We start from the raw sequence: 18,086 nt of genomic DNA on the forward strand, positions 1-18,086 counted from the left end.
TGGAGGAGATACCCATGCTGTACGCACTGCCCGGCTCTGCCGACGCCAAAGTCCAATACAAGTCCAAGTACGACAACTTCATCGGCGGCAAGTGGGTCGCTCCGGTCAAGGGCGAGTACTTCGACGTCATCACCCCGATCACCGGCAAGCCCTACACCCAGGCTGCCCGCTCTGGCGCCGAAGACGTCGAGCTGGCCCTCGACGCTGCTCACGCCGCCGCCGACAAGTTCGGCCGCACCCCAGCTGCCGAGCGTGCCAACCTGCTGCTGAAGATCGCCGACCGCCTCGAAGCCAACATCGAGAAGCTGGCTTACGCCGAAACCGTTGATAACGGCAAGGCCATCCGCGAAACCCTGAACGCCGACATCCCGCTGGCTGTCGACCATTTCCGCTACTTCGCCGGTTGCCTGCGCGCTCAGGAAGGTGGCATCTCCGAGATCGACGAAAACACCGTCGCCTACCACTTCCATGAGCCCCTGGGCGTCGTCGGCCAGATCATCCCCTGGAACTTCCCGATCCTGATGGCCGCCTGGAAGCTGGCTCCCGCCATCGGCGCCGGCAACTGCGTGGTCCTGAAGCCGGCCGAGTCGACCCCGATCTCCATCCTGATCCTGACCGAGCTGATCGCCGACCTGCTGCCGCCGGGCGTGCTGAACATCGTCAACGGCTACGGCCGCGAAGCCGGCATGCCGCTGGCCACCAGCCGCCGCATCGCCAAGATTGCCTTCACCGGCTCCACCGCCACCGGCCGCGTGATCGCCCAGGCCGCTGCCACCAGCCTGATTCCCGCCACCCTGGAACTGGGCGGCAAGTCCCCCAACATCTTCTTCGAAGACATCATGGCGGCCGACGACGCCTTCCTCGACAAGGCTGTCGAAGGCATGGTGCTGTTCGCCTTCAACCAGGGCGAAGTGTGCACCTGCCCGTCCCGCGCGCTGATCCAGGAGTCGATCTACGACCGCTTCATGGAAAAGGTGCTGGCCCGCGTCAAGGCCATCAAGCAGCTCAGCCCGCTTGACACCGACAGCATGATGGGCGCCCAGGCCTCCCAGGACCAGCTGAACAAGATCATGTCCTACATGGAAATCGGTCGCCAGGAAGGCGCCGAGTGCCTGGTCGGCGGCGATCGCACCCACATGAACGGTGACCTGGCCGGCGGCTACTACATCCAGCCGACCCTCTTCAAGGGCCACAACAAGATGCGCGTGTTCCAGGAAGAGATCTTCGGACCGGTGCTGGCCGTGACCACCTTCAAGGACGAAGCCGAAGCCCTCGAAATCGCCAACGACACCCCCTACGGTCTCGGCGCCGGTGTGTGGAGCCGCGACGGCAGCCGTGCCTACCGCATGGGCCGCAACATCAAGGCCGGTCGCGTATGGACCAACTGCTACCACGCCTACCCGGCCCACGCCACCTTCGGCGGCTACAAGGAATCCGGCATCGGCCGCGAAACCCACAAGATGATGCTTGACCACTATCAGCAGACCAAGAACCTGCTGGTCAGCTACAGCCCGAACGCGCTGGGCTTCTTCTGATCCAAGAGCTTCACGAGTAAGGCAAGGTGTTACGGGGCGAGTCTCTCGCCCCGTTTTTTTTCGCCCTGAGGAAAGCACGAACATGACCGAACGCATCGTGGCCACCGACGCGGCCAATCAATACATCGACGAACTGCGCGCCGAGCACGGCCCGCTGATGTTCCTGCTGTCCGGTGGCTGCTGCGACGGCAGCGTACCCAACTGCTACAAGGTCGGTGAGGTGCTTCCCGGCCAGACCATGCTCAAGCTGGGCACGATCAATGGCGCGGATTTCTACCTGGGGCACCAGGAATTCCAGTACTACGAGAACAGCCAGCTGATTCTCGACGTTAAGCCTGGCAACGGCGGCGACTTCTCGCTCGATTGCGGCCGGGGCAAGGCCTTCTTCACCCACTCCCGCCCGTTCACCGACGATGAGCTGCCCAGCGTCCGCCCCGTCAGCGCGGGCTGAAAACGGGACAAAAAAAGCGCCCCCGCCAGCGGGAGCGCGCAGATCAGCGGATCATTCCGGAACGTAGACCAGCGAACCATCCGGCATCCGGTAGGCAATGCCGGCCTTGACGCCCTGGCCGGCCGACGCCGCCGCGCCGTCGCCGCGGAAACGCTCGATCTTCTTCCCGTTCTTGACGACGATCTCCATGTCCGGCGTGCCGGCATCGCGGATCACCGTCACCTGCCCGGCATCGAAGACGTTCACCGGGCTGCGCGCCACGGCCAGCAGCAGCGCAGCGACCAGCACCAAGAAGACATCTACCAGGTTGATCACAGACAGCAGCGGATCGTCGTCTTCGCCGGCATCGTGCAGACGCCATTTCATCGCGCAGCCTCCAGGCTCGCAGGGCAGGCCGCCGGCAAGCCCTTCTCGACGGCCAGCAGATCCGTCGCATACCAGCGCCGCCGCACGCTGTGCGCCCAGAAGGTGAGCGCCGCCGCAATGAGCGCCAGGATCACCGCCGAGAAAGCCACCATCAGGCTGTGCGACACATCGGCCAGCTGACCGTCGCCAAGGGCCTTGAGGGCCGGCCCCATCGGGATCATCGTCGCCACCAGGCCCAGCATCGGCGCCACCCGCGTGGCGATGCGGGAGACTTCCAGACGCTGGCTGGCCACCGCCTCCAGCTCGGCAATGTCGAGCGCAGGATTGGCCCGGTGCAATTCGACCAGCTCGAAGCCGGCATCCACGCCGAGCCGCCGCTGCCAGGCCTGCCACAGGAAGGCCCCGCAGGCGTGGAAGGCGTACAGGAACAGCACCGCAATGGCGAGCAGTACCGGCGCCAGGAAGAGCTGGCTGGCGTCGTACATCAGGATTTCGAGATTGGCATTCATCGTTTCAGGCCTGGTAAAGGGAAAGTGAGCGGCGCGCCGTCGGCGCACGGAGGGATTGACGCAAGGCGCCCGACAGGAGCAGCACGCCGAACAGCGCGGCCAGGCCACCCGACGCGGTGCCCGCTGGCTGGACCAGTGGTTCGGCGAGCTTCGCCAGATGGCGTCCGGCAACGGGCGTGGGCGGAGGAGGCACCTCGACCGGAGACGGCGGCCTGACAGGCGGTGTGGCCAACGGCGCGTCCAGCAGACGCCGCGCGCTGAAGTGAGGCATGACCTGGGCCGGCAGATCAGCGACCGTCCGCTGCGCGGCCTCGAACAGCTCCCCCGGCAAGGGCTGCGTCGGTTCTGACGACGCCAAGGGTGGCGGTGTCCCCGTGCCCCGCGCCTGCCCATCCCGGTCGCCCACGTGATAGCCGGTGCGCAGGAACTCGATGGCGTCCGGATTACCGTCGCGCGCCGCCGCCTCGAACCACTTGCGCGCCTCCGTCTCGTCCTTCGGCACGCCGCGTCCCGCCTGCAAGGCGCTCGCGTAATGGAGCTTGCCCAAGGTCGCGTATGGAGAATCGCCGGCCAGCGCCGCCCGGTGCATCAGCTCGGCGGCGGCCGGCAGATCCGGTGTCACGCCGCCCGCCCCATCCTGCAACATCAGGGCCTTCCAGATCATCGCGCCGATGTAGCCGGCAGCGATGCACTTGTCGAAGACCTTGCGGGCGTTGTCGTGGTCGCCGCACTTTTCCAGCAGATAGCCCTTGCTGCACACCATCAGGCTGGCCGGCTGATCCACGATGTATTCGAGGGTCTGGTCGCCGACCACGTGGGCCAGGTCGGTGGGCTCCCCGGTCTGCGGCACCGGCCCACCGCAGAAGCGGTTGTCCGCCGCCACTGCGGCGGTGGTGAAAAACAGGGCCAGCATGGCGGCCCCGGTCGATCTGCGCATCGGCATCCCCGTCGAGTCATGGCGGGAACCCGTGCCCCGCCTCACTCCGACTCTAGGCCTGCGGACACGCCGGGACATCGGCATCCTGCCCGGATGCCGGTGGGCAAATTGCCCGACCGTCAGACGTCATGTGCATCGGGAAGATTGCCCAGCCTTTTCCGGGCAGGCTGACCTCACGGCGACGCGGCCCGCCAGGATCTACTGGCAGCGGCCATCCGGCCTCGACAACCAGGAGACAAACCCATGCCCCACCGTTTCGACGAACGCCTCATCCGCTGGCAGCCCTTCGGCGACTTTCCCCATTTCGTCTTTGCGATCCTGCAGGTGGACATGCAGCAGCGCATCGCCGATGTGCTGTTCAAGTTCGCCGCCGGCCAGCAGATCGTCCTGCACCGTCACAAGGCCCTCAACCACACCTTCGTCGTGCAGGGCGAGCATCGCCTCTACGAAATGGACGGCCGACTGCGGGAAGTGCGCCCGACCGGCAGCTACACGGTGTCACAGCCCAACGAGACACCGCACCGGGAAGGCGGCGGCGCCGAAGACTGCATCGTGCTGTTCAGCATGCGCCCGCAGCCCGGCGAGCTGCTGTACGAGATCCTCGACGATGCCGGCGAGACGATCGCCGAACTGAGTCTGGAAACCCTGCAGGCCCTCTTCGAGGCCTCGTCCGCCGAAGCAGAGACGGAAGCGGCCTGAAGCTCAGATCAGCCCAAGGCGCAGCGCCAGCCGGGTCAGCTCGATGTCGCTGCGCACACCGAGCTTGCTCTTGATCTGGTAGTGGCAGTTCTGCACCGTTTTCGAGGAGATCGACAAACGCTCGCCGATCTCCTCCGCACTGCAACCGTCGAGCAGCAGGCGCAGGATCTCGAACTCCCGCGGCGCCAGCTCGGCGAGCGGCTCCCGCGGGCGCTCGACGAGGGCCAGGGCCAGCTCCGGCGCAATGTCGGGACTGATCACCTGGCGCCGCTCGGCCACCTTGTAAACCGCTTCCACCAGCACCGTCGGCGGGCTGCTCTTGGTTACGTAGCCGAGGGCGCCGGCACGCAGCGCCTGGGTCGCGAACAGCGGTTCCCGGTGCATCGTAAACACCAGGATGCGCACGCGGGCGTCACGCTGCACGAGGCGGCGGATCAGCTCTACGCCGCCCATATCGGGCAAGCCCAGATCAAGGACCAAAACGTCGGGTTCGAGCGCCCGGAACTGTTCCAGCGCGTCGCGGGCCGTGCCCGCCTCGCCGACGATGCGCAGGTCCGGCCGCATCTCCAGCAGGCGGCGGTAGCCTTCGCGGACAATGGCGTGGTCGTCCACCAGCAGCAGGCGGGTGATGTCAGACATGGACCGCGTCCTCCTCGTGGCAGGCATCGGGCGGGAAGATCGCACTCACCCGCATGCCGCGCGGCGTGACCGGCTCCAGCGCGAAACGCCCGCCGAGCGCCTCGACCCGCTCGTGCATGCCCAGCACGCCAAGGCCGCTGCCGGCCGTATCGCCCTTGCGTGGTGCGCCGTCGTCCTCCACCCACAGGCGGCAGCCGGCCGCGTCCCGCTGCAGGCGCACCGCTACCATTTGCGGCTCGCCGTGGCGCAACGCATTGGTGAGGCTCTCCTGCACGATGCGATACAGGCTGACCGTCAGACCGTCCGGCAGGTCGTCCACCGCACCATCGATATCCAGCGTAAAAGCGCAATCCGGGCGCCGCCGGCGCCCCCCGGCGAGCAACTGCTCGAGGGCTGCCTCCAGGCCGAACTCCTCCAGCCCCACCGGCCGCAGCTGATGCAGGATGCCCTGCAGACTCTCCATCATGTGGCCGGTGACCGACGCGATGGCCTGGGCGGCCGGCAGCAGATCCGGGCGGGAGTTCTGCACCGCGGCGCTGACGTAGGCGGCCTCGGCACCGATGGAGGCCAGGCACTGGCCGAACTCGTCATGAAGTTCCCGCGCGAGGTGGCGGCGCTCCTCCTCCCGTACGGTCAGCAGGCGCAGGGCGAGCTGGCGCTGGCCGGCCAGGGTCTGCTGCAGGCGCACCACCAGATGGTCGAAGCCGCTGGCAATGAGGCGCAGCTCCACCAGCTGCGGGCGCGGCATGCGGGCAGCCAGGTCGCCGGCCTGCAGACGCCCGAGCACTGCCAGGATCTCCTGCGCCGGCCCCAGCGCACGGCGCACCGGTAGATAGACCAGCAGGTTCAGCACCAGGATGCCGATGGTCATGCCCAGCACGGTGCGGATCTGGTCCCACACCGCGTTGGCCTCACTGTCCACGTTGGGGGTGACGACGAACTCGCCGACCTTGACGCCCGGATACTGGCCGATCACCCCACGAAACGCGATGTCCGGCCCGGTGAGGGTCGCCAGCAAGCCACGCAGCAGAGCCGGCGCCTCCGCCCCGTCGCCGAAGCAGCGGCGCACCGCCGGCCGCTTGTAGATGTCCTCCACCGCCACGCAGATGCCGAGCAGCGGCCCGATGCCGTCGAGGGACGACAAATCCAGGCCGTCCAGACTGCGCCGGAACACGTCGCGCGGCTGCGCCGCCTCGCTGGCCAGCAGGCGCTCCACCGCGCCACCGGCCCGCTCAATGTGGGCCCGCATTCGCGCCTCGGCCCGCTGCAGCACTACCGCACTGGCCACGAGTCCGATCGCCACTGCAAAGAGGCTGACCCGCTGCAACAGCGTGCGCTTCAGGTCCACGCTGCGTTCATGCCCCTCGTCCACTGCCCCGGCTGGCCGGCTGTCGTGCGTCTCCATCCTTCCCCTCAGGCCTGCACAGCCATACCATAGTGAAACAGTCGGATTTTATAAAACACGCGGCCCAAGCCGCGGTCCCGAAGATTACCCGAACCCCCGTGGGCAAATTGCCCGAACAGAGACCATGCACACCCTCGAAACCCTGCCCTTCGACAACGCCTTCGCGCGGCTCCCCGCCGCCTTCTACACACGCCTGCCGCCGCAGCCGCTGCCCGATCCCTACCTGGTCGCCGCCAGCCCGGCCGCAGCCGCACTGATCGGCCTATCGGAGGGCGAACTGGCGCGCCCCGAGTTCGCCGAGTTCTTCGCCGGCAACCGCCTGCTGCCCGGCAGCGAGCCCCTCGCCGCGGTGTATTCCGGCCACCAGTTCGGCGTGTGGGCCGGCCAGCTCGGCGACGGCCGCGCCCACCTGCTCGGCGAGGTGGCGATCGGCCTCGACGACCCGGCCAGCGGCTGGGAGATCCAGCTCAAGGGCGCTGGCCAGACGCCCTACTCGCGCTTCGCCGACGGGCGCGCGGTGCTGCGTTCGAGCATCCGCGAATTCCTGTGCTCCGAAGCCATGGCCGGCCTCGGCATTCCCACCACCCGCGCGCTGGCGGTAGTCGGCTCGAACGCGCCGGTGCGCCGGGAGAGCGTCGAAACCGCCGCAGTGGTGACCCGGCTAGCGCCGAGCTTCATCCGCTTCGGCTCCTTCGAGCACTGGGCCGCCAACCGCAAGCTGGACGAGCTGCGCCAGCTCGCCGACTACGTGATCGACCGCTTCCGCCCCGAATGCCGGGATGCCGCCAATCCCTACGAGGCCCTGCTGCGCGACGTCGGCCGGCGCACCGCCGAGCTGATCGCCCGCTGGCAGGCGGTGGGCTTCATGCACGGGGTGATGAACACCGACAACATGTCCATCCTCGGCCTGACCCTCGACTACGGCCCCTTCGGCTTCATGGACGCCTTCGACGCCGGCCACATCTGCAACCATTCCGACGACCACGGCCGCTACAGCTACAAGGCCCAGCCGCAGATCGGCCACTGGAACCTGTACGCCCTCGGCCGCGCGCTGGCCCCGCTAATCGGCGAGGCCGCCGCGGTGCAGGCGGCCATCGAGGAGAGCTACGCGCCGGTGTTCGAGCAGCAGTTCTTCGCGCTGTTCGGCGCCAAGCTCGGCTTCACCGAAGTCCGCCCGGGCGACGAAGATTTCATCGGCGACACCTTTCAGCTGCTCCAGCAGCAGCACCCGGACTTCACGCTGTTCTTCCGCAATCTCGGACGCCTGCCGGCGCGGGTGGACGAAGCCGGGCGCGCCGCCGCTGACGCACCGCTGCGCGACCTGCTGATCGACCGGGAAGCCGGCGACGCATGGATTGCCCAGTGGCGGGCGCGCATCGCCGCCGACGGACGCCCCGATGCGGAACGCCAGACTGCCATGGACGCCGTCAATCCGCGATACGTGCTGCGCAACTGGATCGCCGAAGGCGCGATCCGCGCAGCCCAGGGTGGAGACTTCAGCGAAGCGCAAGCTGTGCTGGCCTGCCTGTCGCGGCCCTTCGACGAACAGCCGGAATACGAACGCTTCGCCGCGCCACCGCCGGACTGGGCGGCTGGGCTGGCGGTCAGCTGTTCGAGCTGAGGCGCCTAGGACTCGATACGCCGGCCCGCGTAACCGGGCAGGTATTCGCGGATGAAGGATGACAGCAGGCCGCGCCCGGCCTGCAGCGGCTCGCCATTGCGGGCTGCATCGGCCAGCAGGGCGCGCGCCTCCTTGTACTCGCCGGCCTTGTTCAGCAGGTAGGCGACGGTGTTCTGGTAGCTGGCGATCTTGCGGCGGTAGCGGGCACGCTCTTCCTCGCTCAGCTTGTGGCGGGCGAGGAGGTAATTGGCCTCGTGCAGTTCCACCGCATTGCGGGTCATCGCCAGCAGGTTCTTGCTCAGGTTGCTGCCGTGCTGACGGTAATAGGCGAGGCTGCGGTTGAAATAGCCCATGCTGCCCTGCGCCCCGACGCGCAACCACAGATCGGTGTCGTCACTGCCCCGGTACTGGGCGCGGAAGCTGACCGGGTCGTTCAGCAGCCGCTCACGGGCCAGCATCACCGAATCCGTGTGGATGGCCGCGTAATTGAGACTCATGAAGACGTAGAACGCGTCGCCGCAGTCGTGCCAGTCCTCAGCGCCCGTGGGGCGCAGGAAGCCACTGGAGCGGGCCAGGAAGTCCGCGTTGGACAGGTAGGTGCCATCATGGGGCGTGCCATCCTCCTCGACCAGTTGCAGGTCGTGGAAGGCAGCGACCCAGTGGGGATGAGCGTCCAGCCCCTCGTTCAGGATGCGGAACTTGTCCGGATGGTAGTAATCGTCCTGGTCGAGAAAACACACATAAGGCCCACTGGCGAGGGACAGGGCGATGTTCTTCGGGATCGTCGGCCCGCCGGAGGCTTTCTCGCGCCACACCGTGCGGATCCGCGCATCCCGTCGGGCATATTCCTCGATGATGCACGGCGTCTCGTCCGTGGATCCATCATCGACGATGATGTGTTCGAAATCGTGGAAGCTCTGGCCCAACACGGAATCGAGTGCCTGCCGCAGATACTGGGCGCCGTTATGGGTCGGGGTGATTACGGAGATCTTTGGCATTTCGGTCTCGATGAGGTCGCTTCAGGAGGTCACCGCGGTGGGGGCGCAAGCCCGCGCATACTCACCGGCGCAGTGTTCCCAGGTAAATTGCTCGCGGACCCGTGCCTGCAGGCGCCGGGCCAGTTGCGTCGCCGCCCGCCTGTCGTCGAGGATCTGGCGGATCGCCGACGCGCAGGCTGCGTGATCGTCGACGTCGAAGAGCAGGCCGCTTTCCCCGTCAGCAAGTGTTTCCAGGTGCCCTTCGACCCGGCTGGCCACCACCGGCACGGCGCATGCCCCGGCCTCGATGGTGGCGATGCCGAAGGGTTCGCTGTCGGAAGGCTGCACGCAGACGGTGGCATTGGACACGATACGGGCCACATCCTCCGGCGACAGATTCATCAGCGTGTGGAGCCGCCCGTCGCAGCCCTGCCCGGCGGCCAGCGCCCGCACTTTCGACAACTCCGGGCCCTCCATGCCGATCAGCACCAGATGGAGGTCCGGGTAGTCCGCCGCCAGCCCCAGGAAGACCTGAGTCAGGAAGACCTGCCGCTTGCGCGGGATGAAGGAGCCCACCTGCACGATGTAGCGGGCCGGCAGGCCCGGGTAGGGCTCGAGGCCGTCATGGAAGACCGCGGTATTCACGCCGTTGTAGATGGCCCGGCCATCGGGGTGGCGGAAACCGAAGACCTTCACCGCCTTCTCCAACAAGGCCCGGGAGCAGAACGTGAGGGTGTCCGCCTTGCGCAACGTGAATGCCAGAAGCTTGCGTGCGATCGGGTCGGCCGGACTGTTCACGTCGGTGCCGTGAAAAGACAGCACCAGGCGACCGCGGAAGAGGCCCAGGCTCTTGAGACAAGCAATCGACAAGGCCCCTAGGCCGACGTAATGGAAGTTGACGCAGGCAACCTCCGAGCGGTCCAACCAGCGGGCCAGCCGGGCCAGGTGGCCGGGCGCAGACAGCAGGGACTTCAGCAGGGCCAGCGGCGTCGTTCCACCCAACACGCCGAAGCGCAGCATTACCACGTCGGCCTCGCCGGCCCGCGGATGACGGCAGCCCCAGTCATCCTGGCAGATCTGCGCAGCCTGCCCCATCGCCTGGTACTGCTCAAACAGGTTTCTGATAACAACGCTGACGCCGGCGGGATGAAGCGGAGACCAGGGAATGACGAGCAGGATCTTGGGCATTTGGCGGCTGGCGGCTCTCGACCGTTTGCGGGGTTCGCAGCCAACGGATGATACGTGATCGCACCGCCGAGGAAAATGACGAAGGGAATCCCGCGCGCAGGCGCCTTCCCACGCCGTCTGGGTACTCAGCCGCCGAAGCTCCACCCGCCGTGGCTGCCCGCCACGGCGCCGAGCACCACGATCAGGCTCACGCTCAACAGCACCACATGCACGCGCTGGATGCGCGCCATCGTACCCAGCGGATCGCGCCGCGCACTGGCCTGGAAGGCCTTGTGCAGCACGAAGGGCTCAAGGATGAAGAGCATCACCGCGAACAGGGTCCACACGACCACCATACCGTGCATCCACCACCAGTTGGCCGGGTCGGCGAAGCGCGAACCGACACCCAGCCGCCACACCAGCCAAGTCCCCGACGCGCCGGCCAGCAGCACGCTCCAGCGGGCGATCCCGGCGAAACGGAGCTCCAGCCGCTCGAACAGCTCGAGCTGGGCTTGCGGCTCGGCCAGCGCCCGGCAGGCCGGCAGCAGCACCAGGGTCACGAAGGCCACCCCGCCTATCCAAAGCAACACCGCCAACACGTGCAGCGCACGGGCGATGGCGAAATCGTTGAAGCCACTCACTGAGTCTTCCTTTCCGGTTTCGGCGCGCTGAAGGCCGCCTCGTTATGCCGCGCCGCCTCCCCGCTGACCCACTGCAGCAAGGGGCCGCGGGGATTGTCCCGCTGGGTCGTCTCGCAGGCGCTGACGCACTGGGCGCACTGGGTGCAGGTAAACATCGCGCGCTTGATGTTGCGCGGCTTCAGGCGCATCGGGCAGACATGGTCGCAGGCGCTGTAGCAGCTTGCGCAGTCAGCAGCCCGCTCGCGCTCGAAGCCGACCACCATCGCCGCCCGGTTGCCCATCCAGGCCAGGCTCTGGAACAGGCCCACCGCGCAGGCATAACGGCAAAACAGATGGCGCGCGAACAGGAACTCCAGCGACAGCACCATCGTGCCGGCGGTGATGAAAATGAACTCGTTGCGGGTCGGCGCCAGTGTCAGCAGGTGCCCATACACCTGGAAGGGCGGGAGCAGGTAGGTCAGCAGCACCACCGCCCAGACGAAAGCGAAACCCACCGCCAGCGGCACCGTCACCAGCCACCACAGGCGGTCGTAGCGCACCGGCGTACCATCCGGCTCCCACGGCGGCAGCTCGCGGGCCTCCCACACGCTGGGGCGGCCGATGGCCCGGCGCATGAAACCGTTGATCGTTTCCACCACCGAGAAATGCGGGCACAGCCAGCCGCAATACAGCCGCCCCCAGCGCCAGGCTACGCCGATCAGCACGGCGCCGACTGCGAGGATCGGCAGCAGCACCCGCCCGATGACACGCAGCACTGCCCCCAGCGCGTCGATATGGCCCGCCGAGAAGTCTTCCAGGCCGGCGTGCCACTCGAAACCGAGCAGCCAGGCGTGGCCCGCCACTAGGTCGTAGCGCAGCAGATTGAACACTGGCGCCAGCACGAACAGCACAAAGAAGCCGCCCTGGGCCCAGCGCCGCAGGCGCTGGCGGCCGCCGTCGGGCCGCGCCGTGCTGACCGGGCGGATCGGGATCACACGGGGTGTTGCCATCAGCGGGGTCCAATCAGGGGATAACGGAAGGGTTTGCCGGCCAGCGCCTTGGCGAGGCCAATGGCCCCACAGAAGATCAGCGTGGAATGGCAGGTCGTGAAGTAGAGGATCACGATCACCCACGTGTACGGCGAACCGTACCCACCGGTGAAGATGATCGCTGCGTTGGCGACCACCAGCAGCATGCCGGCCCACAGGCTGGCGGCCACAGTCTGGCGCAAATGCACTTGGGCCAGCTCGGGCGCCCGCCGGCGCTCACGCAACCACAGCACCATTAGCGCGATGAACGCGACGCCCGGCACGATCATCAGATTGGCCAGGTACAAGGCCTCCGCCGCGACAGCGATTTCGCGGCCGGGAATGTTGAAGTCGAGCTCGGAACTGGCCATGGCACCCCCAGCTTAGCCATACCCTTCCACGGCGTACTTGATGCGGCGCAAGTGCGCCGTAGTGCCGCCTCAGATTACTTCGAGCAGCAGGCGGCGCAATTGTTCAGCCTCCCGCCGGCCGTCGCGGGAGCTGACGATGGCGTGGTACCACTCGTCGAACAGCTCACGCAGCGCTGCCGGGTTGGCGGCAGCCTCGATGCGGTCCTGCAGGGAACTGGTTCCCACCGCACCGATGAAGGTATTGAGGGTGTTGACCATGAAGTTGCGGGCCTTGCGCAGCCGCTGCGGATCATCCCCCGGCGGATGCAGGCGGAAGGCGGTCAGGGCCGGCTGGGGCGGCGGCGGGACGCGGCGCACGCCATCCAGCCCGGTCGCCTCCACCATGCCGATGTAGCCCTCTTCCTCGAGCATGCCGAGGGTGTGCTCGAGATCATCCGATTGCAGCAAGCCGCGCAGATCCTCCACCGTACGCTTGCCATCGACGAAGATCAGCACACGGCGCACCCGCGGACTGAAACCGGCGGCCCGGCGCTCGATCTCCTCATACCCCTTCAGGGTCTTCGCAAAAATGACGCTCATCCCTAGCTCCTCCACACAGCCCGCGTGACCCGGGCCTTCATGTTCCGTCGGCGCCGCATTGTAACGACATTGGAATGCGGCGGGCAGCCGGAACATTCATCAGAGATGAGCATCGCCGCCCCGCGGGAGGGCGACGCCGGCGCTAGGCCCCCGCCACGACCTGGACTGCCAGCCGGCGGGCTTGCTCCAGCAAGCCCGTCCCGTTCTCGAGGCCGTCGATGAAGCGCCAGGGGATCCCCGACAGCCCACTCTGGGCGCCAGCCAGCGCCCCGGTGAGGATCGCCCGGGCCTGGTTCTGGCCACCGCCGTTCACCGCATGCAGAACCGCCGACTCGAAATCGTCGGGGAAGCGGGCCGCCAGGTAGTAGGCGGCCGGAAACTGGTGATACACCGCGCAGGGCAGGCCGTAGACCAGCGACACCTTCCACGCCGGCTCGATGCGGATGGATGGGTCACGCGCCGCCCGGGCGGTGTCTGACGGCCCCAGCAGCGCGTCCGGCGACGGGAAGCGCCCGGCCACCGGGGCCTCCTCGGCGTCCGGGTGAGGTGCCTGCAGGGCGCCGCGGGTCACCGAGTGGAACGGCAGTTCGCCCGTTTTCACCCGCGCCATCAGGCGGCCTGACAGTTGCTCATCGAGCGGATACCCTTCGACGAGCATGCCAAGCACTGCGCCGAAAGCCACGGTCATCGCCACCACGGTACCGTCGGTCTGGGTCAGCACCGTATTGCGGGTCACCGCCGACGCCAGTTCGGCCGGCCGCAGCGCGTAGCGCACGGCGATCGCCAGCGTCCGCTCGGCCGCCTCGGTGGTGTCCGCATTGCCGCCGCACAGCCCCCACGCCAGGCCCTCGCCGACCCGCCGGCGCCAGGCTTCACGGATCGACTGGCTGGTGTAGCCACCGGGGCCATGCATCGGCGTACCGTCGATCAGCGGGAAGAAATCCTCGTCCATGCGCCGGCAGAAATCGACCTCGTCGTACCCGCCCTGCGCCACCAGCGAATCCAGCGTCAGCGCCAGCAACACCCCAGCCTGGGATGACTGGCCGGCCTGCATCCCGGCGTGGTAGCGGCCGGGGCGTGGCGTGGTGTAGTCGTCGATCCAGTCGCCATAGTCGGCGCGCAGCGCATCCAGGTTGTAGTACCAGTGGGGGCCAAGGGCCAGCGCATCGCCGATGAAGGCGCCCATCAGGGCACCGACGGCTCGATCCTGCAGGGATTGGGCGGACATGCGAACCTCCGGAAGGCTTGACGTGGATCAGTCGGGCGCCGGGAAGGATGAGCCGCGTGCAGTTCGACCGTGGCCGGCGCGCAATGGAGTGATTATGCTAGCGGCAGCGCATGACACAAGGCCTGCCCGATGACTTCGCTGCTTCCCCTGCCGCCGGATGCCCTCTACACCTGTTGCGATCCGGCCGACCTGCCTTTCGAAACCAGCGCCGAGCTGCCCGACCTGGATGCGGCACAGATCCACGGCCGGGCCATCGAAGCCATCCACCTCGGGCTGGACATCCGTCACGACGGCTACAACCTGTTCCTGCTCGGCGAGACCGGCAGCGGGCGCCACGCGATCATCCGCCAGTTGCTGGAGACCGAGAGCCACGGCGGCGACGCACCGGCCGACTGGTGCTACGTCTTCAACTTCCGCGACGACGACCGGCCCCGCCTGCTGCGCCTGCCCTGCGGACGCGGCGCCCGCCTGCGGGACGACATGCAGCACTTCGTCGAGGAGCTGATCCCAGCCATCAACACGGCCTTTCAGAGCGACGACTACCGGAGCCGTCTGGAGGCCATGCAGGAGGAAGAAAAGCTGCGCGAGGAAACCGCGCTGCAGACCCTCGGCCGTGATGCCGGCGAACTGGGCGTGGCCCTGCTGCGCACGCCCCACGGCTTTGCCTTCGTACCGATGAAGAATGCCGAGGCCACGCTGACGCCGGAAGAATTCGCCGAGTTGCCGGAGGCCCGCCAGCATGAGCTGGAAGAGCACATCAAGGTCCTGCGCGAGCGCCTGCACAAGCTGATGAACGACTTCCCGCGCTGGCGCCGGGAACTACAGAACCGTATCAAGCAGGCCGGCAGCGAAGCCCTGCAACTCACGGTGACGCACCTGATTGACGACCTCAAGCCGAACTATGCCGACCTGCCGGAAGTCATCGCCCACTTCGACGACCTCCTGCACGACATCACCGAGGGCGCCGAATCCCTGCGCGAATCCACCCGCAGCGACGAAGAGAGCGAAACCACCACCTACTCCGGCATGATCACCGTGCAGCGCTACCTGGTGAACCTGCTGGTGGAAAACCCCTCCGGCGGCCAGCGGCCGGTGGTCTATGAGGATCACCCGACCCTGCAGAACCTGGTCGGGCGCATCGAGCACATGGTCCACATGGGCACGCTGATGAGCAATTTCACGCTGATCCGCGCCGGCGCACTACAGCGGGCCAACGGCGGCTTCCTGGTCCTCGACGCACTGCGGGTACTCGGCCAGCCCTACGCCTGGGAGGGCCTCAAGCGCTGCCTGAAGGCCGGCACGGTGCGCATCGAATCCCTGTCCGACCTGATCGGCCTCGGCAGCACCGTCCAGCTCGAGCCGGAGCCGATGCCGCTGGACCTGAAGGTGGTACTGGTCGGCGAGCGGCTGGTGTATTACCTGCTGTCCCAGTACGACCCGGAGTTTCCGGCCCTGTTCAAGATCAACGCGGACATGGAAAGCGAGATCGTCCGCACGGCGGAGAACACCACGACCTACGCCTGCCTGGTCGCCACCCTGGCCCGCCGCGGCCAGCTGCGCCCCCTGTCGGGCCCGGCCGTGGCACGGGTCATCGAACACGCGGCACGCCTGGCGGGCGATGCCGAACGCCTGAGCACCCTCACCCAGCCGGTCGACGACCTGCTGCGCCAGGCCGACCATTTCGCCGCCCGGGCCGACGCAGACGCCATCGGCCGGGAGCACGTGGAGACGGCGCTCGCCGCCCAGCGTCGGCGCAACGAACGCCTGCGCCTGCGCTACCGGGACGAGATGCTGCGCAACCAGTTGCTGATCGCCAGTGCTGGCGATCACGTCGGCCAGGTCAATGGGCTGGCGGTGATCCAGTTGGGGGAAAGCACTTTCGCGCACCCTGCCCGCATCACCGCCACGGTGAGGGTCGGTGACGGCGACGTGATCGACATCGAGCGGGAAGTGAAGCTCGGCGGCCCGATCCACTCCAAGGGCGTACTAATCCTGTCGTCCTTCGTCGGCGCCCGCTTCGGCCTCAATACGCCACTCTCTCTCAAGGCCAGCCTGGTGTTCGAACAGTCCTACGGCGGCGTCGAGGGCGACAGCGCCTCGCTGGCCGAGTTGTGTGCGCTGCTGTCGGCGGTGGCGAAGCTGCCGCTGAAGCAGTCGCTGGCCCTCAGCGGATCGGTGAACCAGTTCGGCATCGTGCAACCGGTCGGCGGCATCAACGAGAAGATCGAAGGCTTCTTCGAACTGTGCGCAGCCCGCGGCCTGACTGGCGAACAAGGCGTGCTGATCCCCAGCGCCAACGTATGCCACTTGATGCTCGCCAGCGAGGTGGTGGAGGCGGTGCGGACCGGGCGTTTCCACGTCTGGGCCGTCAACAGCGTGGACGACGCGCTGGCCCTGCTCACCGGCCTGCCTGCAGGCCAGGCAGACGGCGATGGAAAATGGCCGGACGGAACCGTCAACGCCCACATTGCTGCCGGGCTGCGGGAGCTGGCCCGCCTGCGCCAGGCCTTCGCCCACCCGCCGAAGGACGGTGAGAATCACAACACGTAAACGGCACAAAGGCCCCTAAGGGCCTTTGTGCCGGACTGCATGAACGCGCGGCCGAAGCCGCAGCGATCAGGCGACCTTCAGAGCGGAGGCAGCAGCCTTGGTGCTCTTGTCGACGCTTTCGACGGCAACCAGGGTGGCCTTCTCGACGCTGGCCTGGGCGGCAGCAGCAACCTGCTTGGCAGCCTTGGTAGCGCCTTCGTAAGCGCTGCTGGCGTTGGCCAGAGCGGTCTTGACGGCCTTGATGGCGGGCTCGGAACCGGCCGGAGCGTTCTTGAAGATGCCTTCCAGAGCGGTGTCGATGTTCTTGGACAGAACAGCGGCTTCAGCTTCGAGCAGCTTGGTCAGCTCTTCCTGGGTGTCGCCGCCGATGTCGGACAGGCTGCGGCCGTAGGCCACGGACTTCTCGACCGCCGGGGTGATGGCGCCCAGTTGCAGGGCGGCCAGGGCCTTCGGATCCTTGGCAGCGAGCACGGCCTTGGAGAAAGCCAGGCCGTCATCGAAAGCACCGCGGGCGGTGGCCAGGTTCAGGCTGGCAACGCGCTCAACAGCGGTAAACAGGGTGGTGGCGAAGCTGGTGGCGGTCTTCAGACCGGCTTCGATGTTGGCCTTGGAAGTGGCTACGAACTGTTCGGGGCTGACGGACATGGTGTTCTCCTCGATTTGGGTTGCAGTCACCGAAATGATTTCGGTATGGCGCTATGTTGCATCGCACAAAGTAGGAATGCAAGTGGTTTTTGTGCAATGCAGCAAATATTTCTTCTGCGCGTCCGGACCGCCCCGGAAAACTGCCCATGTCATCCCGTCGTGGAGACCTCGAATGCCTCGCCGGTGGCGAAGAATTGCCCGCCGGCAACGTAATGGATGGAGCGCCGCTCGTCGGCCGAGAAATGCCAGCGTCCATCGGAAAACTCGGCCGGATCGGCCCAGGCGGCGAGCACCTCGCCGAGGAACAGGTCGTAGGTGTGCTGGACCCCCGGCTCGTCGATAACCCGGCACTCGAGCCAGGCAATGCAGCCCACCGGGAGCGGGGCCGACACCCGGCTGCCCGGGAAGGTTTCGAAGTCGAGAGCGGCGAACTTGTCACCATCCCGACCGCTCACCGTTCCCGCCGCCAGCGTCTGCTCGGCAATGGCGCGGCAGGGCACTGCCAGCACGAACTCGCCGGAAGCATCGACCAGCTCGCGGGTCAGCGTCGCACGGTCGAGCACCACCGCAACCTTCGGTGGATCGAAATCGAGGGGCATGCTCCAGGCCGCCGCCATGAGGTTGCGGCGATCGCCATGGGCCGAGGAGACGAGCACCGTGGGGCCATGATTGAGCAGGCGGTAGGCGTCGGAGAGAGGAACGGGCTGGGGCGTAGACAGGGAGTTCATGATGCTGGAAGGCGACACACTGGCATGCCTC

Annotated in this window: 19 protein-coding genes; 5 read left to right on the plus strand and 14 right to left on the minus strand. The window is 67.1% G+C overall.

The window, feature by feature from the left end; all coding sequences use genetic code 11:
* The first annotated feature begins 14 nt into the window (after positions 1 to 14).
* Positions 15 to 1,535 (plus strand): aldehyde dehydrogenase family protein, encoded by a 1,521-nt coding sequence (locus ACE3RX_RS08410; RefSeq protein WP_374482279.1) that lies wholly within the window; start codon positions 15 to 17, stop codon positions 1,533 to 1,535.
* Positions 1,536 to 1,617: 82 nt separating this feature from the next.
* Positions 1,618 to 1,986: a DUF779 domain-containing protein gene (locus ACE3RX_RS08415; protein WP_374482281.1), complete on the plus strand. Its 369-nt coding sequence runs from the start codon at positions 1,618 to 1,620 to the stop codon at positions 1,984 to 1,986.
* A gap of 51 nt (positions 1,987 to 2,037) precedes the next feature.
* On the opposite strand, the gene ACE3RX_RS08420 is transcribed toward ACE3RX_RS08415, so the two are convergent.
* Genes ACE3RX_RS08420 through ACE3RX_RS08430 form a run of 3 tightly spaced genes read right to left on the minus strand, consistent with a single transcriptional unit; the run spans position 2,038 to position 3,798 of the window.
* Positions 2,038 to 2,352, minus strand: a complete 315-nt coding sequence (locus tag ACE3RX_RS08420; protein WP_374482283.1) for a DUF2149 domain-containing protein — start codon at positions 2,350 to 2,352, stop codon at positions 2,038 to 2,040.
* A complete protein-coding gene (locus ACE3RX_RS08425; protein WP_374482285.1) occupies positions 2,349 to 2,861 on the minus strand; it encodes a MotA/TolQ/ExbB proton channel family protein in 513 nt (170 codons plus the stop codon). The genes ACE3RX_RS08420 and ACE3RX_RS08425 overlap by 4 nt, the downstream gene beginning before the upstream one ends.
* 4 nt (positions 2,862 to 2,865) lie before the next feature.
* Positions 2,866 to 3,798, minus strand: coding sequence for a tetratricopeptide repeat protein (locus tag ACE3RX_RS08430; protein ID WP_374482287.1), 933 nt, complete (start codon positions 3,796 to 3,798; stop codon positions 2,866 to 2,868).
* 243 nt (positions 3,799 to 4,041) lie between these two features.
* Between ACE3RX_RS08430 and ACE3RX_RS08435 the strand changes: the two genes are divergently transcribed.
* Positions 4,042 to 4,497 (plus strand): cupin domain-containing protein, encoded by a 456-nt coding sequence (locus ACE3RX_RS08435; RefSeq protein ID WP_374482289.1) that lies wholly within the window; start codon positions 4,042 to 4,044, stop codon positions 4,495 to 4,497.
* A gap of 3 nt (positions 4,498 to 4,500) precedes the next feature.
* Here ACE3RX_RS08435 and ACE3RX_RS08440 read toward each other — a convergent pair whose 3' ends face one another.
* Together ACE3RX_RS08440 and ACE3RX_RS08445 are read right to left on the minus strand one after the other, a co-directional pair.
* A complete protein-coding gene (locus tag ACE3RX_RS08440) occupies positions 4,501 to 5,136 on the minus strand; it encodes a response regulator (RefSeq protein WP_374482291.1) in 636 nt (211 codons plus the stop codon).
* A complete protein-coding gene (locus ACE3RX_RS08445) occupies positions 5,129 to 6,541 on the minus strand; it encodes a histidine kinase (protein WP_374482293.1) in 1,413 nt (470 codons plus the stop codon). Before ACE3RX_RS08445 ends, ACE3RX_RS08440 begins: the two co-directional genes overlap by 8 nt.
* A 124-nt stretch (positions 6,542 to 6,665) precedes the next feature.
* Here ACE3RX_RS08445 and ACE3RX_RS08450 point away from each other — a divergent pair, with 124 nt between their 5' ends.
* Complete coding sequence (locus ACE3RX_RS08450) at positions 6,666 to 8,162, plus strand: YdiU family protein (protein ID WP_374482296.1); 1,497 nt, start codon at positions 6,666 to 6,668, stop codon at positions 8,160 to 8,162.
* Positions 8,163 to 8,167: 5 nt separating this feature from the next.
* On the opposite strand, the gene ACE3RX_RS08455 is transcribed toward ACE3RX_RS08450, so the two are convergent.
* The 7 genes from ACE3RX_RS08455 to ACE3RX_RS08485 all read right to left on the minus strand — a co-directional run bounded on the left by ACE3RX_RS08455 (position 8,168) and on the right by ACE3RX_RS08485 (position 14,132).
* Positions 8,168 to 9,160 (minus strand): glycosyltransferase, encoded by a 993-nt coding sequence (locus ACE3RX_RS08455; protein WP_374482298.1) that lies wholly within the window; start codon positions 9,158 to 9,160, stop codon positions 8,168 to 8,170.
* A 21-nt stretch (positions 9,161 to 9,181) separates the two neighbouring features.
* Positions 9,182 to 10,327, minus strand: coding sequence for a glycosyltransferase family 4 protein (locus ACE3RX_RS08460; protein WP_374482300.1), 1,146 nt, complete (start codon positions 10,325 to 10,327; stop codon positions 9,182 to 9,184).
* Positions 10,328 to 10,452: 125 nt separating this feature from the next.
* Positions 10,453 to 10,947, minus strand: a complete 495-nt coding sequence (locus ACE3RX_RS08465) for a hypothetical protein (RefSeq protein ID WP_374482303.1) — start codon at positions 10,945 to 10,947, stop codon at positions 10,453 to 10,455.
* Complete coding sequence (locus ACE3RX_RS08470; protein WP_374482306.1) at positions 10,944 to 11,936, minus strand: 4Fe-4S binding protein; 993 nt, start codon at positions 11,934 to 11,936, stop codon at positions 10,944 to 10,946. Before ACE3RX_RS08470 ends, ACE3RX_RS08465 begins: the two co-directional genes overlap by 4 nt.
* Positions 11,936 to 12,325: a hypothetical protein gene (locus tag ACE3RX_RS08475; protein ID WP_374482308.1), complete on the minus strand. Its 390-nt coding sequence runs from the start codon at positions 12,323 to 12,325 to the stop codon at positions 11,936 to 11,938. The genes ACE3RX_RS08470 and ACE3RX_RS08475 overlap by 1 nt, the downstream gene beginning before the upstream one ends.
* Before the next feature lie 69 nt (positions 12,326 to 12,394).
* On the minus strand, positions 12,395 to 12,904 hold the full coding sequence (locus ACE3RX_RS08480) for a hypothetical protein (protein ID WP_374482310.1): 510 nt from the start codon (positions 12,902 to 12,904) through the stop codon (positions 12,395 to 12,397).
* A gap of 142 nt (positions 12,905 to 13,046) precedes the next feature.
* Positions 13,047 to 14,132, minus strand: a complete 1,086-nt coding sequence (locus ACE3RX_RS08485) for an ADP-ribosylglycohydrolase family protein (protein ID WP_374482312.1) — start codon at positions 14,130 to 14,132, stop codon at positions 13,047 to 13,049.
* Between the two features lie 129 nt (positions 14,133 to 14,261).
* Between ACE3RX_RS08485 and ACE3RX_RS08490 the strand changes: the two genes are divergently transcribed.
* Entirely contained in the window at positions 14,262 to 16,682 is a 2,421-nt protein-coding gene (locus ACE3RX_RS08490; RefSeq protein ID WP_374482314.1) for a Lon protease family protein, read from the plus strand.
* A gap of 66 nt (positions 16,683 to 16,748) precedes the next feature.
* On the opposite strand, the gene ACE3RX_RS08495 is transcribed toward ACE3RX_RS08490, so the two are convergent.
* Together ACE3RX_RS08495 and ACE3RX_RS08500 are read right to left on the minus strand one after the other, a co-directional pair.
* Positions 16,749 to 17,327, minus strand: coding sequence for a phasin family protein (locus ACE3RX_RS08495; protein WP_374482316.1), 579 nt, complete (start codon positions 17,325 to 17,327; stop codon positions 16,749 to 16,751).
* A gap of 149 nt (positions 17,328 to 17,476) precedes the next feature.
* Positions 17,477 to 18,055 (minus strand): flavin reductase family protein, encoded by a 579-nt coding sequence (locus tag ACE3RX_RS08500; RefSeq protein WP_374482318.1) that lies wholly within the window; start codon positions 18,053 to 18,055, stop codon positions 17,477 to 17,479.
* Positions 18,056 to 18,086 lie beyond the last annotated feature (31 nt).

This window comes from Zoogloea sp. (assembly GCF_041914405.1).
In the GTDB taxonomy this organism is placed as follows: domain Bacteria; phylum Pseudomonadota; class Gammaproteobacteria; order Burkholderiales; family Rhodocyclaceae; genus Zoogloea.

Bases quoted from the DNA above. Each gene is read 5' to 3' on its own strand.
- ACE3RX_RS08410 (WP_374482279.1), top strand. From the start codon at position 15: ATGCTGTACGCACTGCCCGGCTCTGCCGACGCCAAAGTCCAATACAAG.
- ACE3RX_RS08415 (WP_374482281.1), top strand. From the start codon at position 1,618: ATGACCGAACGCATCGTGGCCACCGACGCGGCCAATCAATACATCGAC.
- ACE3RX_RS08420 (WP_374482283.1), bottom strand. From the start codon at position 2,352: ATGAAATGGCGTCTGCACGATGCCGGCGAAGACGACGATCCGCTGCTG.
- ACE3RX_RS08425 (WP_374482285.1), bottom strand. From the start codon at position 2,861: ATGAATGCCAATCTCGAAATCCTGATGTACGACGCCAGCCAGCTCTTC.
- ACE3RX_RS08430 (WP_374482287.1), bottom strand. From the start codon at position 3,798: ATGCGCAGATCGACCGGGGCCGCCATGCTGGCCCTGTTTTTCACCACC.
- ACE3RX_RS08435 (WP_374482289.1), top strand. From the start codon at position 4,042: ATGCCCCACCGTTTCGACGAACGCCTCATCCGCTGGCAGCCCTTCGGC.
- ACE3RX_RS08440 (WP_374482291.1), bottom strand. From the start codon at position 5,136: ATGTCTGACATCACCCGCCTGCTGCTGGTGGACGACCACGCCATTGTC.
- ACE3RX_RS08445 (WP_374482293.1), bottom strand. From the start codon at position 6,541: ATGGAGACGCACGACAGCCGGCCAGCCGGGGCAGTGGACGAGGGGCAT.
- ACE3RX_RS08450 (WP_374482296.1), top strand. From the start codon at position 6,666: ATGCACACCCTCGAAACCCTGCCCTTCGACAACGCCTTCGCGCGGCTC.
- ACE3RX_RS08455 (WP_374482298.1), bottom strand. From the start codon at position 9,160: ATGCCAAAGATCTCCGTAATCACCCCGACCCATAACGGCGCCCAGTAT.
- ACE3RX_RS08460 (WP_374482300.1), bottom strand. From the start codon at position 10,327: ATGCCCAAGATCCTGCTCGTCATTCCCTGGTCTCCGCTTCATCCCGCC.
- ACE3RX_RS08470 (WP_374482306.1), bottom strand. From the start codon at position 11,936: ATGGCAACACCCCGTGTGATCCCGATCCGCCCGGTCAGCACGGCGCGG.
- ACE3RX_RS08475 (WP_374482308.1), bottom strand. From the start codon at position 12,325: ATGGCCAGTTCCGAGCTCGACTTCAACATTCCCGGCCGCGAAATCGCT.
- ACE3RX_RS08480 (WP_374482310.1), bottom strand. From the start codon at position 12,904: ATGAGCGTCATTTTTGCGAAGACCCTGAAGGGGTATGAGGAGATCGAG.
- ACE3RX_RS08485 (WP_374482312.1), bottom strand. From the start codon at position 14,132: ATGTCCGCCCAATCCCTGCAGGATCGAGCCGTCGGTGCCCTGATGGGC.
- ACE3RX_RS08490 (WP_374482314.1), top strand. From the start codon at position 14,262: ATGACTTCGCTGCTTCCCCTGCCGCCGGATGCCCTCTACACCTGTTGC.
- ACE3RX_RS08495 (WP_374482316.1), bottom strand. From the start codon at position 17,327: ATGTCCGTCAGCCCCGAACAGTTCGTAGCCACTTCCAAGGCCAACATC.
- ACE3RX_RS08500 (WP_374482318.1), bottom strand. From the start codon at position 18,055: ATGAACTCCCTGTCTACGCCCCAGCCCGTTCCTCTCTCCGACGCCTAC.